Annotated in this window: 12 protein-coding genes; 2 read left to right on the top strand and 10 right to left on the bottom strand. The window is 46.5% G+C overall.

Features of this window, described 5'->3' with window-relative positions; translation table 11 throughout:
* Positions 1-29: 29 nt before the first annotated feature.
* From AC6H3C_RS24635 to AC6H3C_RS24610, 6 genes are all read right to left on the bottom strand, one after another.
* Complete coding sequence (locus AC6H3C_RS24635; protein ID WP_497518361.1) at positions 30-941, bottom strand: outer membrane beta-barrel protein; 912 nt, start codon at positions 939-941, stop codon at positions 30-32.
* Positions 942-1,005: 64 nt separating this feature from the next.
* Entirely contained in the window at positions 1,006-2,049 is a 1,044-nt protein-coding gene (locus AC6H3C_RS24630; protein WP_497518360.1) for a hypothetical protein, read from the bottom strand.
* A gap of 3 nt (positions 2,050-2,052) precedes the next feature.
* On the bottom strand, positions 2,053-2,538 hold the full coding sequence (locus tag AC6H3C_RS24625) for an RNA polymerase sigma factor (protein WP_497518359.1): 486 nt from the start codon (positions 2,536-2,538) through the stop codon (positions 2,053-2,055).
* A 39-nt stretch (positions 2,539-2,577) separates the two neighbouring features.
* The gene (locus AC6H3C_RS24620; RefSeq protein ID WP_497518357.1) at positions 2,578-4,212 is read right to left on the bottom strand and encodes a S41 family peptidase; all 1,635 of its coding nucleotides are present in this window, start codon (positions 4,210-4,212) and stop codon (positions 2,578-2,580) included.
* A gap of 26 nt (positions 4,213-4,238) precedes the next feature.
* The gene (locus tag AC6H3C_RS24615; RefSeq protein WP_497518356.1) at positions 4,239-4,661 is read right to left on the bottom strand and encodes a deoxycytidylate deaminase; all 423 of its coding nucleotides are present in this window, start codon (positions 4,659-4,661) and stop codon (positions 4,239-4,241) included.
* 85 nt (positions 4,662-4,746) lie between these two features.
* Positions 4,747-5,157, bottom strand: coding sequence for a response regulator (locus tag AC6H3C_RS24610; RefSeq protein ID WP_497518355.1), 411 nt, complete (start codon positions 5,155-5,157; stop codon positions 4,747-4,749).
* Between the two features lie 381 nt (positions 5,158-5,538).
* Between AC6H3C_RS24610 and AC6H3C_RS24605 the strand changes: the two genes are divergently transcribed.
* Together AC6H3C_RS24605 and lplA are read left to right on the top strand one after the other, a co-directional pair.
* Complete coding sequence (locus tag AC6H3C_RS24605; RefSeq protein WP_497518354.1) at positions 5,539-7,929, top strand: TonB-dependent receptor; 2,391 nt, start codon at positions 5,539-5,541, stop codon at positions 7,927-7,929.
* A 14-nt stretch (positions 7,930-7,943) separates the two neighbouring features.
* Positions 7,944-8,927, top strand: a complete 984-nt coding sequence (gene lplA / locus AC6H3C_RS24600) for a lipoate--protein ligase (protein WP_497518352.1) — start codon at positions 7,944-7,946, stop codon at positions 8,925-8,927.
* Between the two features lie 25 nt (positions 8,928-8,952).
* Here the strand turns inward: lplA and AC6H3C_RS24595 are convergent, their stop codons facing one another.
* The 4 genes from AC6H3C_RS24595 to AC6H3C_RS24580 are packed head-to-tail and all read right to left on the bottom strand — an operon-like array spanning position 8,953 to position 15,683.
* On the bottom strand, positions 8,953-11,517 hold the full coding sequence (locus AC6H3C_RS24595) for a carboxypeptidase-like regulatory domain-containing protein (protein ID WP_497518350.1): 2,565 nt from the start codon (positions 11,515-11,517) through the stop codon (positions 8,953-8,955).
* A gap of 1 nt (position 11,518) precedes the next feature.
* Entirely contained in the window at positions 11,519-13,099 is a 1,581-nt protein-coding gene (locus AC6H3C_RS24590) for a carboxypeptidase-like regulatory domain-containing protein (RefSeq protein WP_497518349.1), read from the bottom strand.
* Positions 13,099-14,664: an aspartyl protease family protein gene (locus AC6H3C_RS24585; protein WP_497518347.1), complete on the bottom strand. Its 1,566-nt coding sequence runs from the start codon at positions 14,662-14,664 to the stop codon at positions 13,099-13,101. The genes AC6H3C_RS24590 and AC6H3C_RS24585 overlap by 1 nt, the downstream gene beginning before the upstream one ends.
* Positions 14,661-15,683, bottom strand: coding sequence for a FecR family protein (locus tag AC6H3C_RS24580; protein WP_497518346.1), 1,023 nt, complete (start codon positions 15,681-15,683; stop codon positions 14,661-14,663). The genes AC6H3C_RS24585 and AC6H3C_RS24580 overlap by 4 nt, the downstream gene beginning before the upstream one ends.
* Positions 15,684-15,694 lie beyond the last annotated feature (11 nt).

Genomic DNA, 15,694 nt, shown 5'->3' with positions numbered 1-15,694 from the left:
GTCTTTTCGTTCTGTTTTCTGTTTTTTTGTCAGAAGTTTACCAGGCTGATCCCGATGGTAAACGGGAAAAGCTCAGGCCCTTTATCGTCTTTAAACAAAGGCGAAAGGCTGTATGATGCAAATAAGGAGATATCTTTTAATCCGACCCGCGCCACGGCGGCATACCGGAACGGGTTGATGTTGAAACTTCCCCGGTCTTTTGTTTTTGAATTATCTGCTTTGACCTTGGTGTGCGAACCGATATTGATTCCGCCCATCATCCCGGCCGAGATGAAAAAATGGTTGGAATGGTCGTTAACCGGGATTTGCCATTCGAGCATGAGCGGAACGGTAAGGTAAGAAAGGGTTAACTTCGATTTGTCAAACTTTTCCGTTTCTACCGGTACCGGTACAATCATCCCGTCAACTTTATCGATGGTGATCTGATTGTCGAAACGGTAGTTGTTCATCGAAAAGCCCATGCCGGTGACCAGCCCGACGCGTTCTTCTTTCAGGCAGATGTTATATTCCAGAAAATTGATATTCACCTCCATCGATTTCGGTTGGTCCAGGTCCATGAAATCAGCCTCATCATACAAACTGTAATCTTCGTTATAAAAACCGTTAAAGCCCAGTTCAAAACCGGCCCAATGGCCGTTAAAGCGTTTGTTTTTTTTCCAGTCTTTGTCCCAGTTTTCGTCTTTGGTCACATTGATGTTGGTTTTGTTATTTTTCTCAATGATTTCTATATTTCTTTTCCCGATGCGGATGGTGGTGGTGTCGCTGTGGTAGTCGTCGCGTATGTTAATCCGGTCATTCAGCAGGCTGACTTCGGTTTTATCGGCATCCTCGGTTACTTCCAGCACTTTTTTTGTACTTGTTACGGTGGTTTTGGTTGGTTCCTGCGCCCAGGCAAGGGTAACAAGCAAGAGGGTCAGGTTGAATAAAAATAATCGTTTCATAGCTGTTATTATTTGATTTCTGACCTATGACGGCTGGTTCCGGGATTAAGTTACAGCAGTTTATTTATTTTTTTTTGACAGGGATGGAAAAGGCAATCAAGCGGCTTTGAAAGTTAACTCCCGATATTTCTCCCCGGTTATTTTCTTCGAGGGCAAAGCGTTCGTTGGAAATATTTTCGGCAGCATGCAGCCCGGCTCTTACCAGGTTCGAAAATGAAATGTTCTCTCCTTTGGGAGTATTGAGTATTTTATGGGCCAGGTATTCATCCAGTTTGAGGTAATCCCGGTTGTTTTGCCCGTTTTGCCCTTGGTTTACGGATGCAACCGGCTCTGCTGGCCGGTCAGTGGTCAGACTTATTGTTATCAGGGCAATGGGTTCGGGTGCAGGTTCGCGCCCGGTACGATCTTCGGCCGGTGCATGGGTTTTTTCCGCTGTTTGTTTTACAGCTTGAGGGCTAACCCGAGTCGTTGAAGCAAGCTGCGCCGGTTCGGCCGCGATTTTGGCTTGTTCTTTTTCGATGGGTTCTTCCGCAAGCGCGGCAGGCTTTTCAACGGGTACACCCGGTATCTTTGTTTCCGGCAGTTGTTGAGCAATTTGCGACTCAGCCGGTTTGTCCGGTTTTTCGGGCCACAAGTACCAGCCGAGCAATCCGAGAAGTAGGATGGCTGCTACCCGGCGAAACCAGGGATACAGGTACTTTTCAGGCTTCTTTTTTAGCAGCGAATTTTTATTTGGAAAGGCCAGACTGGTATCTTTTTGCAAGCGGACTTTTCCATACAGCGCAAGTGTTTTTTGTTTCTCTAAGTCCCGGGCAATTTCATCGAGTAGCGACGATTTTTCGGCTTCGGTCAAATCGTCCTCCAGGTAAGCGATAAGCCGGTAATCGAGATCTTTTTGGGCGGCCGATAAGGGTTTTAGCAGTTTTTCTTTAGCCGGGAAAGTCACGTCTGTTTTTGGGAGGCTGATGCCGTGAACCGCTTTCAGCTCTTCGGCCAGATCCGGGTTTTCTTCCAGAAAATCAAGAAATTCATCGACCTGATCAGGCGGGAGGTTCCCGTCGATATAGTCGATAAAAAACGACTCATAATTTAACCGGCTGATTTTCATATTCTACACCAAAACATCCATTTTCCCGATATAATTTTTTAAGAAGACCCGGGCGCGATATATGTAAACCTTTACCTGGGATTCCGTCAGACCGGTGATTTCGGAGATCTCTTTATACGAATAACCCTCGTAATCACGCAACATCAGCGCCGACCGCTGGTCGTTTGGCAGCCGTTTAATGGCCTGGTTCAGTACTTCGTGCAGATCGGAATATTGCTCAAAGTGAACATCTTCCGCCTGCTGTTGATCTTCGAGCAAACTAAGCCTGCTATCTTTCCGGACGACGTCGATCAACCGGTGGTAAGCCGTTGAATACAGGTATGATTTCACTTTGCCAGCTGCAACAAAATCAAGATGGAGCCAGAGTTTTTCATAGCTATCCTGTACAATATCCCGCGCTTTTTCGTGGTCGCGAATATTTTTCAGAACAAACCTGAATACTCCGTCAGCAAGTTGATTTACAGCCTGGTTGTAGTCTTCAACGGTCATAGGGCTTTCGTCTGTACACCCGGTATGACGGATGAAGTGTTATTTTGTTACAGCCAGCAGTTTTTCCAATGAATCTTTGGAGTCGGAAATCTCGATTGCTTTTAGCAGCGTATGATCAATTCGCTGGATAATCGGGAAGAAACCTGCTTCTCCGATGATATTTCGGGCGATGTACGCCATGAGCTGAGTTTCAATGATTTCTCCGGAAACTTTCAAGCCGGTTTCACTTCGTCCAACGCCTTTTTGCCCGGCATAGGTCACGAATTGCTCCAGAATTTTTTCTTTGCCAAGATATTCGGTAAACTCATTCGCTGTGCCCATTTTATTTAGCTTATCCCGGTTTTTGTCGCTGTACTCGAACGCGAAGTGATAAACCAACGATTTCTGGGTAATTTTTGAAAAATATTCTGAATAACCGGTCGTGTCGACGGGCACAAAATAATCAGGCATAATTCCGCCGCCGCCGTACACTACCCGTCCGTGTTTGGTTTCGTATCGCAGCGAGTCGGCAAACCGGATGCTGTCAGCTTCCTGTAATTCCCCATGTACCGCGCGGTTCATGATGTCGTGGAAATACTGGGGATTTCCGTTTTCGTAAGGTTTCTGGATGCTTCTGCCGCTTGGGGTATAATAGCGGGCCACGGTCAGGCGAAGGGCCGAGCCGTCGTGAAAGGGGATTTGCTCCTGAACCAGGCCTTTACCGAATGACCGGCGACCGATAATAATTCCACGATCGTTATCCTGGAGCGCGCCGGCAAAAATTTCACTGGCCGATGCCGAATATTCATCAATCAGGACAAGCATTTTTTTGCCAAACCATTTGCCTTTACTTTCAGCGGAGTATGTTTTTCGCGATTGGGAATGTCCTTCCGTGTAAACAATCAGCTCTCCTTCATCCAGAAATTCATTCACCATTTGGATGACGGCCTTTAAATAACCGCCCGGGTTCCCGCGCAGGTCAACAATGATTTTTTCGGCTCCCAGCTTATCCAGTTTGGAGACGGCATCCGTGAATTCGCGGTAGGTTTTTTCGGCAAAGCGGCTGACTTTCACAAATCCGGTGGAACCATTGATCATGTAACTGACATCCACGCTGATAATCGGAATGTCGCCGCGGGTGATTTCGTAAGGGATCAGGTCGTTGATTCCTTTACGTTTTATGCCAACAGTTACTTTCGTTCCTTTTTCGCCGCGAAGCAGTTTTAAAACGGTTTCATTTTTGACATTTATTCCGGCAATGACCGAGTCATTCACGGTAACGATCCGGTCGCCGGGCAGGATGCCCAGTCTGGAAGACGGCCCGCCCGAAACGACATCGATCACCTGTACGGTGTCGTTGTGGACCGAAAACTGGACCCCGATGCCCCCGAAATTTCCCTGCATCTCTTCGGTTACTTCCTGCATCTCTTTGGCCGGAATGTAGGTGGAATGCGGATCGAGGTTTTGCAACAGGCCGGGAATGGCGTCTTCGATCAGTTCTGATGTTGAAATGGAGTCAACATAGGCATTGGCAATTAAATCAACAATAGCGCTGAGCTTATTCGATTTTGACATGGACATGTTGTGATAGCCCGCGACTTTAGGCGCTTTACGAAGGTTATTGCCTAAAAAGATACCCACGATTACCGCGGCGGCAATCAGGATGGGTAATAAAATGTTTATTCGTTTGTTCATGTTTTCTTGTTTTCCGGTCTGATTGTTTATTCATCTTCTACCTGTACCACTTCGATTTTCGCGCGCCTCAGCAGTTCAATTCCGTCTTCGAGGCGGTAGCTGTCGGTGAAAACCACCCGTTTGATCCCGGCCTGAATGATCAGTTTGGCACATTCCATACAAGGCGACGAGGTAACATACATGGTAGCGCCCTCACTGCTGTTGCCCGATTTGGCCACTTTCGTGATAGCGTTGGCCTCGGCATGCAGCACATAGGGTTTTGTTTTGTTGTTTTCGTCCTCGCAATTATTTTCAAAACCCGAAGGTGTTCCGTTGTACCCGTCAGAAATAATCATCTGGTCTTTTACCAGAAGGGCTCCAACCTGTCGTCTTTTACAATATGAATTTTGCGCCCAGATGGCAGCCATTTTCAGATAACGCTGATCCAGCAGATATTGTTTGTTTCCCATTAGCAGATCTTTGTGGCCAAAAGTAATAAATGATCAGTCTTTATCTGAAAAAAGAATTACAAAAATACATATCCGTTCCGGGAGATTACAATTTTTTATTTTCGGGATGAGCTGGTTTTTGTCCGTGCAGGTATTTTTCGACGATGTTAAGTAAGTCTTTCGATTTGATTGGTTTGGCCAGGTAATCATCGCAGCCCGACTGAAGCGCTTTCTCGCGGTCGTCGGACATGGCAAACGCTGTTTGGGCGATAACAGGAATCTCCGGGTTTTCGGCTTTAATCAGCTGAGTTGCTTCATAACCATTCATTTCGGGCATTTGCAAATCCATTAGAATCAGATCGATATCTGCTTCCCGCGTGAAAATATCCACTGCTTCCCTTCCGTTTTTTGCCCATAGAATTTGTGCGTTGATTTTGGTCAGTACCGCGTTCAGATACAAATAATTGGATTCAACATCTTCTGCAATCAGTATCTTCGGATTGTCGTGCATAGTCATTATAATTTCCCGTTTTTTGAGTTAGCTTATCAAAGATATTGAAAGTTTTACATAAATGCTATACGGGAAAACGATTTTGCCGGGCCGGGCAAAATCAAAAAACATCCGGAAAGACATACCCGGCCTGTCGTACAGACCATGTGAGGCTTCATTTTTCGTGATCGCGGGAAGCATTTGTTTGTTATAACCGTTTACCCCGAGAAACAATAACCAACAACCTTAGAACCAAGGGGCTGTATCCATCCGGACCAGCCCCTTTTCTGTTTGTGGCTAAACGCACAATCATTTTTTCATTCGATTAGTACCGGGAAATTTGTAGTCGTTCAAAAAAAATAAACTGCACGATAAAAAATAGCCCGAAAACAGGTAAATTGTCTGCCTATGAAGCAGCAGCATAAACGTATTTTTACCTTGGTGTTGTGGCTGGTCGGTTCTGCCGGCTATGCACAGCATGCTTCCATCCAGGGTCGTGTATTTGACGATTCCAGCAACGAGGGGCTTCCGTTTGTAAACCTGATTATCGCAGGTACAACAACCGGCGTAACCACTGCCGAAGACGGAACCTACCAACTTACCGGACTGAAACCGGGCTTTATCCGGCTTGAGGTTTCGTATATCGGCTACAGGAATGTTATTTCGTCCGAAGTTGAAATCAGTAACCTTAAACCAACTTACCTGGATATCGGACTTGAAAAAAGCAACACCCAGCTCCGGGAGATCGTTGTGACTTCTTCTGTATTCCGGAAAACGGAAGAAAGTCCGCTTTCATTAAAGACCATTGGCATTTCTGAAATAGAAAACAGCCCGGGCGCCAACCGCGATATTTCGAAAGTTATCCAGTCATTTCCAGGGGTTCAGTCTACTCCTGCTTTCCGGAACGACATTATTATCCGTGGCGGCGGTCCGTCTGAAAGCCGTTTTTTTCTCGACGGCATAGAGGTGCCGAACATTAACCACTTTGCCACGCAGGGAGCTTCGGGCGGCCCGGTAGGCATCATCAATGCCGATCTGCTGCGCGAAGTCAATTATTTTTCAGGAGCTTTTCCTGCCAACCGGGGTAACGCGCTAAGCGGCGTTTTCGAGTTTTTTCAGGTCGACGGCAACCAGGAGAGAGTACGGGTGCAAGCTTCGGCGGGGGCGTCGGAAGTGGCCGCAACCGTTGACGGGCCAATCGGCGAAAAGACTACCTACATCATTTCAGCCCGCCGTTCGTACCTGAAGTTTTTGTTCAGCGTCCTGGAGTTGCCCTTTTTGCCTACCTTCAACGACATGCAGTTTAAGGTAAAAACAAAGCTTAATCGTAAAAACGAGATTTCTTTTGTCGGTCTTGGTTCTGTTGATCAGCTCGATCTTAACCTCGATATTGCAGAACCCGATGATCAGCAAAAGTATATTCTGGCGTCTATTTCCGAAAATGAACAGTGGAATTATACCACAGGAATTGTTTACAAGCATTACCGCGAAAACGGCTATCAAACTCTCGTGGTAAGCCGGAGCCATTTGAACAATCGGGCTCAAAAGTACCTCGACAATGATTATAGTTCGGAAGCAAACAAAACACTGGATTACCTTTCAGAAGAAGTGGAAAACAAACTACGCTACGAGAATACGGCCAGGATGGGAGATACAAAGTTGAATTTTGGAGCCAGTGTTGATTTTGTAAAATATACCAACTCAACCAAACAAAAACGGTATTATCCCGATGCGATCCTGGATGTCAATTATGCTACCGGTTTAAACCTGACCAAATGGGGATTGTTCGGTCAAGTCAGCCATAAACTGGCAAACGACCGGCTTGCTTTGTCCCTTGGAGTACGTATGGATGCAAACAACTATTCGTCAAGTATGAGTTCACTCTTCGATCAGTTCTCTCCCCGCGTATCGGCATCCTGGCAATTCAGGCCCGGATGGAGCCTTAACTTCAACACCGGACGTTATTACCAACTACCGCCATACACCACGCTGGGTTATAAAGAAAATGACGAATACATCAATAAGACCAATCAGCTGAAATATATCCGGGCCGATCACCTGATTGGCGGGTTGGAATATCAAGCCCGGCAAAACATGGTGTTCACGCTCGAAGGTTTTCTGAAAAACTACAGCCATTATCCGTTTTCGGTGAAAGATTCTGTTAGTCTGGCGAACCTGGGAGCTGATTTTGGGGTAATCGGAAACGAAGAAGTGAAGTCTGTTTCAGACGGGAGAGCCTATGGACTTGAGTTGCAAACACGCGTGACTTCGGCGGGCAGATATAACTTTAACCTGTCGTATACCCTGGTGAGGAGCGAATTTGAAGATAAGAACGGGGACAAGCTGGTTTCGGGTTGGGACAGCAAACACGTTTTGGTGCTGACCACAAACCGGAACCTGAACCGAAACTGGACAATTGGCGCCCGCTGGAGGTTTGTGGGCGGACTACCTTACACGCCTTACGATCTGGAGCGCTCGTCGCTGGTGGAGGCCTGGAACCTGAATAACGGCCCTTATCTGAATAAGGGGAGATGGAATACGAAACGTTTTGACCCGTTTCACCAGTTGGATGTTCGTGTGGATAAAGCCTATTACCTGGATAAAATGACGGCCAAATTTTACATCGACATCCAAAACCTCTATGCTTTCAAAAACAAGGAACAGGACATCGTGGTGCGCGAGGAAGATGCTAATGGTCAGTTTGTTACGGCAAATAACGGAACCCAATATGTGCTGAAGCAAGTTGAAAACGTTTCGGGTACGGTATTGCCCACCATCGGTATCATTCTGGCATTTTAGCTTAAATTTGCAGCATGACAGTACTTTGTATTCAACTGAATGAGACGGATCCCTATTTTAACCTGGCCACCGAAGAATACCTTCTGAAACAGTTTCAGGATGATATTTTTATGCTCTGGCGAAGCGAATATTCGGTTGTTGTTGGTAAACATCAAAACGCACTGGCCGAAATCAATCACCCTTACGTGCGCGAAAACAACATTAAAATTGCCCGGCGGCTGTCGGGCGGAGGAACCGTTTTTCACGACCCGGGAAACCTCAACTTTACCTTCATTAAAAATGTCGAACGGCTGGAAGAGGTTAACTTCAGAATTTTCACCCAACCGGTTTTGTCCGTTTTGCGGAAACTGGGACTCGATGCCTACACGACCGGCCGGAACGACCTGCTGATCGACGGTAAAAAGATTTCAGGAAATGCCGAACATGTCTATAAAAAAAGGGTGTTGCATCATGGCACCCTGCTTTTCGACAGTCATTTAGAAAAGCTGAAGAACGCGTTGAAGGTGGATTTGTCGCGCTTCGAAGACAAAGCTGTCCAGTCGAACCGGAGCCCTGTTACCAACATAGCCGATTACCTTTCACCCCGAATGACGGTGGAGGAATTTGCTGCGTTCGTTTTTGAAAATATCTCCCAAAGCTATGCCAATTCGAAAATCACAGGGTTGAAGCCGGAAGATATAAACGCGATAAAAAAACTGCGCGATGAAAAGTACGCGCAATGGGACTGGATTTACGGTTATTCGCCCAAATACAAGTACCGAAACGAGCTGATTTCAGGTAAGGGAAAAATCACCCTCACCCTTCAGGTTGAAAAAGGGAAAATAAAGGAGTGCCTTTGGGAAGGGGCTATTCGCAGCGATCTGGCCGGTTTGATTGCCAAAAGATTGTCCGGGCTGAACCACTCACGGGAGGACCTGGCTCCCGCCCTATTGGTCTTAGAGGAAGAGCTGGCCCGCGAAGGAATCTCTCTTACTCATTTACTGGATGCGATCCTTTGATGTTCCGCGCCGAAAAATTTATACGTTATTTGCTCACGGTTATCGTTGAAACGGCCTTTCCGGTCCGTCCTGCGGCATCAATGGCCACCACGGTAATCCGGAACGTTCCGGTTACGGTATTGGCCGGAATTTGCAGGCTCACCGTTTCGTTGGCGTTGCATTGCGAAGCCGGCTCCCAGTAAAGGCTTGTCGTATTGCGCTGGTCTGATTTCAGAACCGTACCGGAAAAATCGCGTGAAATACGGAAACCGTCCTGGTACAGGTTTTCTTTGACTTCGGTCACTTCAGGAACGATTTCTCCTCTTTTTGTCCGGATCTCAATCAGACCTACCGAATTTAGTCCGGTGTACCGTTGAATATCGATTGGAGAAGTGGAGATATTAATCGACTCGACATCAGAAGGCGAAAGACTGTTTATAACCGAGGCGCTGGTTCCCATTTTTTGGCCGTCAATCACGATTAACGCGCCATCCTGAGCCATAAGTGAATTTTGTCCGCCTGGAAAAACAATTTTATCCCCATCGAGTTGGTAGGGTTTGATCATTTTTATGACATCCAGGATGGAAGATCCGGAGCTTAACATTTTACGGTAGGTTTCGTCTTTTGACGGCCCTTTAGCGGCCGGCTTTTTCATTTTTAAAAACAGATGGCTGTTTTCCTGATAGAAACGGCTGCTCACCTGTGGTTTTTCCACAAAGGCTGTTTGTGCCATAAACCGTTTAACCTGCCTGGCCAGCTTTTCGCCGGTATTACCGTCGAATGCCACGGTCAGTTTATCGTTTCCTTCGGCATCGATGGCCTTTACCACGTACTTGTCGAGTTCGGCCAGCCCGATTCCGGTGAAAACAAAATACCCGTTCGCATCGGTTGTCACATTCATAATCCGTACATTCGAGGTGTTCAGCAAATTAACTTTGGCATTGGGAACAGGTTCGTCATACTTGTTTAAAACAACGCCGGCCAGCCAGTTTTCGCCTTGGTCCGACAAGTAGTTGCTTCGGTCAAACTCCAAAACAGTATCCCAGGAGAAATTTTTAAACCGGTTACAAATCAGCAGGTAGTTGAGCGAATTTTCCGGGAAAGTCCCGTCGGCAATTAGTTGTGAAAGCCCTGAAACCGGATATTCCAGCAGATCATTCAGGCCAAAACTGCAAAGAATGTCTTCCGGTGTTTCCAGTATTTTTGAGTCGGCAGCCACCGATACCGTCATGATTCCCGGCAAGGCGTCACCGGTGTCCGGTGCCGATTTGATTTTTAACTCAAACTTCTTGCCCGCCTGAACCGTTTCCTTTTCCGTTTCGATTGAAATGCGGAGTTGATCCCGCTTATCCACATAAATCAGGCGATCGGCAATTAAACGGCCATCCGGACCGAGAACCGAAAGCATGCAGATTCCGTGAGGAAAATTTTCTTTTGGAATTTTTACCCTGACAGCTCCGGCCACTTCCATTGGTGAAGCCCAGAACAACCGGCTTCCGCGTGTAGCCATCAGGTTAACCGACCGTGTTTCGCCGTCGGTAAAAACCAAGCTTGTATAAATAAAATCTTGGTCTGTTTTCTGAATGGAAAAGGCAAAACCATTGGGATCAAAAGCGGGCAGATCAAAAAGCTGTCCGATTCCCAACTCGCCGGTGATTTTCATTTGATAAGCCGCGTTAAGTTTCCCGCTAAAAGGAAAAACACCAAAGCCGGCTGTAAACGTTTTTGTTTGAGTAAGGGTTCTCACGCCTTTTTCAACGATATCGGCTTCCACGTTCACCGCTTGCCCCAGGCTGTTTGTTACGCGGTAGCCGATCTTTAGGGGGGTACCGGCAACGAGCTTTCCTCCTTCGGCAAAAAAACGGACCTGCAATTTACCGGTATCCACCTGATAAATTTTTGAATAGATCAGATTCTTTGAATCGTAAATATTTAGCCGGAGCGGTAGGTCGAATTCCTGCGAAGGGACATCCAAATTAAAACGCAGCCCTCCATTTGGCTCGGTTTTTAGTTTACTTTTCAGCAAAAGCTGCTCGCCATGTAACAGTTCTAAATTCAGTTTCGCAGACGACCAGGCTTTTCCCGAGAGTTCGCTCAGGCTAAGTTCAATGAGGTTCCCCGCGCCTGCTTTCAGGACCTCAGGACTGGTTTTTACATCAACCAGAACTTCATCCGGACTCATCGGATCAAGAAAAATCAGTTTCTGGCAGATCTCATCTTCTTCCCGGGTAAATGGCGTGTAAGCAACCAAGGCATACCTTCCCGCGGTCAAATCATCGGGGATGACGAGGTCGCCTTTGACCGTACCATCCGAAAGCCGGTACACGTCGTTAATCATTTGCTCGCCCGATTCATGAAACAGCGCTACATTCATCTCGGTGCTGACAGAGGCAAGTCCGTCGGCATTCAGGTTGCTGACCCAGGCGTTAAACCAAATGATCTCGCCGGGTTTGTACACGTCTTTATCAGTAAAAAGACAAATGTTTTCCACCGGGTTATTGCTATAATAATTGCCCAGTTGAGCATGTAAGCGTTCGATCTGATCTTTGCTTTGTGCCAGATTGCACATGGAAAAAAGCGTGAAAAGCAGGAGCAAAATGGTGTTTCTCATTTTAGTTGTTCTGTTGGGTTAATCGATGATCCGGGAAGGATTCCTGATCCCGTAAAGTTTCATTTAAGTTGATTTTTTTCAGAGCGCGCCGAAGATCCTCATCCGGTTGGATGATATTAAAGTTTCCCCAAAATTCTTTATCATAATCGATGATCATTTCGGTGAAAATATCGGTTGGCAAAAAGGTTTCATCTTTGTGAAACCTTCGCAGGGTAGTTTTTTCGTGCTCGGTGACCAGCAAATCGGAGATGCTGTGAAATACCGAGTTGACATGGTCTTTTCCGCTTCTCACCCGGAAACGGACCGATGTTTGTGCCGTATTCAGGCTCCATCGTCCCTCGTGCTCCTTATAGGTAACGGCATAATTCAGATCGAGCGGGCGCACATTAAACCCTTTGGGTTTCTTCCGGATCAGCGATTTTCGGGCGTATTTCATTCCGCTTTTTCCCAGGCTGAACTCGGCATGGACAAGGGCAAAACTTTGCTGATCGATAAACAGTTTCCCCTGGTAACAGGGAAAATCAATTTTCCCGGATGGCTCAAACAGGACAACGTAAGTCGGGCGGCCAAAATAATCGATCACATAATCCATCTCGTACTTGTAAAAGCTACGGTATTCGGGATCTATGAAAGAATCCATCGTTTTCACCACATCCAGTTTGGTAATGTAGTAGGGGCCTCCCTGCATTTTAAAATCGACCCACTTAAACGGCTCCACGTCGGGGCTTTTCCGCCCTTTCAGGTACCTGATCCGGTCGTCGCGGGAGGTTTGGTCATAGGGCGATTTCAGAATATTGATGATGGCTTCGGACACATTGATGTATTTTTTGTCCTGAAGTAACACCTCGCGGTAAAAAGAGGTCAACAAGCGGATTTCATCCGGGTAGTTATCGGGGATATGCGCCATCACCTTGTCCAGGATCCGGATTGGATCAATTGCCCTGACCTCAATTTCAGCCAGCCGGATGTCAATGGGGCGCAAAGTTACATTTACGGTTTTTTCGTTCAGGGTATCCAGTCGTATCGATTGTTGCCCGTATCCCATACAGGAATAAACGATGGAGCTGTTGCGGTATTTTTCCGGCACTTTTAGTTCGTAATGCCCGTCGCGGTTGGTAATCGTCCCGAAAGGTTCGTTTAACACGGAGATACTGACATAGGGGATCGTTTCTCTGGTCCCGGCCTCGGTCACCAGTCCCGAAATAATCACCATGTCCGGGGAGGGTTCGGCCGGAAAGTCTTTCAATCTGGCCGAGGGCGGGGTTTTCAGTGTAATAATCAATTGGTCTTTCAGCTGTCGAAACTGGTATCCGTCTCCCAGCAAGTCACTCAATAGTTCATGGATTTCCTGATCCTCACAGTTCATCGAAACGATATCATCGACATTGACCAGCGAGGGATCATAGGAGAAACTGATTCCGGCCAAGCGGGAAATTTCGTCCAACACTTCAGCCACCGTCCGTTCTTCAATCTTCAGGCTAATTTTCTGTTCCGGGACAAAGGCTTCATCCTGCTGAGCGCCCAAACGGAACGAGATGCACGTCAGAAGAATAAAGCCTGTTATTTGGAAGCTGTTTCTCATTAAAAAATTTTCTGCAACTGAAAGGAAGTGGTAATTTCTTCGCCTTTACGTAAAACGGTGATCGAAATTTTCCGGTCTTCCTTGCTTTGCAATAATAAGTTAATATCGTTTAAGGTCAGCGATTTGTGGTTGGTTTTATTTACCGAAAGGATCTGGTCGTTTTCCATCAGCCCGGCGTAATAAGCAGGCGAGTTTTCACGAACCTGATCAATTGTAAAAACAGTCATTCCCGGGAACGGATTCGATATTTCAAGGCCACTCATGTTGTAATTAAACTCATCTTTGACTTTACTGGTAGGGCGGAGTTTAATCTGATTGCCCGGATAATCGATGGTCACATAAAAACGTCTCAGGATTTCGGCGCCAAGTGTTCCGTTCCGGTCGTCGGTGATGATCTGATCGACCAAACTGGCATCGGGGAAAGCAACGATAGGTTCATAAAGAACCAGCGGCCCGACCCAAATCCCTCCGATCCGTCCTTTTTTGCCGTACAAGTTGCCGTTTAAGCCGCGGCCCAGAAAGGTTTCGATGTGATTTTCAGGCAAACTGATCCGCTCGTCAGAGTTTGTCGACAGCCAAATGGCATCGCTGGCGCCCGTGTCGACCAGTAATTTTACCGGTACTTCTTCGTGCTTATCGGTCATGATGGTTGTACGCACGTAGGGTTTATTATGCTCAAAGTGGAGCGGCATCACGATATCGCGGTTATTTACCCGCGAACGGTAATAATCGGGTTTGCTTACGGTCAGCTTATGGGCATCGTAGTCAATTTCCACCACAAAATCTTTGAATAAATTGAATCCAATCAATCCGTGAACCGGCAAACCAAGAATTTGCGATATCTGAAAATTTTCGCTGATCACCATGTGGACTTCCTGATTAAAAGAAACCAATCCTCCTCCAATTTTCAACGTGTTGTTTCCCGATCGGTAAGCGGTTAACGACTCACCTTCGCCCAGACCCGAAACGGTCACCGGCTGCAGGAAATTCAGGTTCAGCTTATTCACATAAGGTAACTCGGTGATGATGGGGATACGAACACCGGTATCAAGAATAAAATTCAGGGTATCCGAATCATTGATCATAACCGGAATGATAATCAGGTTACTGGCTGTTTTGAAATCGAGGGTGATTGTTTTTTTCCGGGGATTATCAAATTCGAACAGATTTTTACCCGGCGAAAATTTCATTTCTTCCTCATAACGAATACTTTCTTTCAGCGGGATATATTCGCGCACCACCAGGATATTGTCTTCAATATCAAAGATGAGAAAATAATCTTTCATCAGTTTATCCAGCACATAACGCATGGGTCTGTTCGAGATGTTCAGGCTGATTTGTTTTCCTTCAACCAACTTTGAGTTATAGGAATAGTCGAGGTTGAAATACTCGCAAATCCGTTGAAGAACTGTTGACAGGGATTCTTCTTCAGCATAAATACTGATATTTTGATCCATAATTGTTTTCTTTTGTTTTTCCTGGGAGGAAGCAACAAACGAACCCGACAACAGCAGGCCGGCTGTAAACATAACGACAGCAAGGCTTTTCATAACTTGAGTTTTCATGGCTCTGATTGGTTTAATTGATTGATACGCGTTAACACATACTGATCATGCTCTTTTTTCACTTCCAATTGGTGGGTCAGGGCAATTACCTGCAGAATAAAGTCCAGCGAACGATCTTCAAAGCGGGCAGTCAGAAGTAACTGCCCGGCTTGCAAATCTTCTGTTTTAATCTGAACCCGGTACACTTTATTTAATTGTTCAAATACCTCTGTTAACGATGTTTTATGAAAGACTAAATTCCGGGTTTTCCATGACAAATAGTTTGGATTGTCGTTTCTGCTTTTCTGTAATTCCCTGGTCGAGAGCACATACACTCCCTTTTCTCCCGCGTTCAGAATTACCCGGTCTGTTTCTTTTGTCTCGGTTTTTCTATTTGAGACCTGTACCTTCCCGGTTTCCACCACCACTTCCACTTCGGCATTCCCGGGATAGGCGTTCACGTTGAAGCTGGTGCCCAGCACGCGAATCACCGCGTTCCCGGCATGAATAACAAAAGGTTTCGTCACATCGGGCTGCACTTCAAAGAATGCTTCACCTTCAATCTGTACTTCGCGGATACCTCCGTTAAATTTTTCGGGATAATTGATCTTTGTATCATGATTTAAGGTGACAACCGAACCATCGGGAAGTTCGATTTTTGACAGGCCGTAATTATCGACTGCCACCCCGGCCGATTTCATATTTGCCCAAGGGCGGCTTCCGACATAAAATCCGGCCGAGGCCACGAAAAGGGCAAAAACCAATATGGCCGCAATTTTCAACAAGGGCCGGTTAAGCCTGAAAACGATGTTTTTTGGCTGCTTCAGGCGGAGTTGAAGCTTGTTATAAGCCTGCTGCGCGTCAAATTCTTTCAGCATCAGGTACCGGTCCACCTGTCGGGCTGTTTGAGAAATGCCGGACAGTAAGCCTTCCTCCAAATCGCCAAGCCCGACCGGCTCGTCGCTATGCGTATCGGCATTGTACAGGCGCCGGGCAATAGCCTCCCATTCTTTCTCTTCAATTTCTCTGTTCTTTTGCATGTGTTCCTCTT

The sequence above is a fragment of the Gaoshiqia sp. US2 genome, from assembly GCF_059705485.1.
The sequence above is the reverse complement of the archived record's forward strand: the minus strand, read 5'-3'. Positions and strand labels throughout refer to the sequence as shown.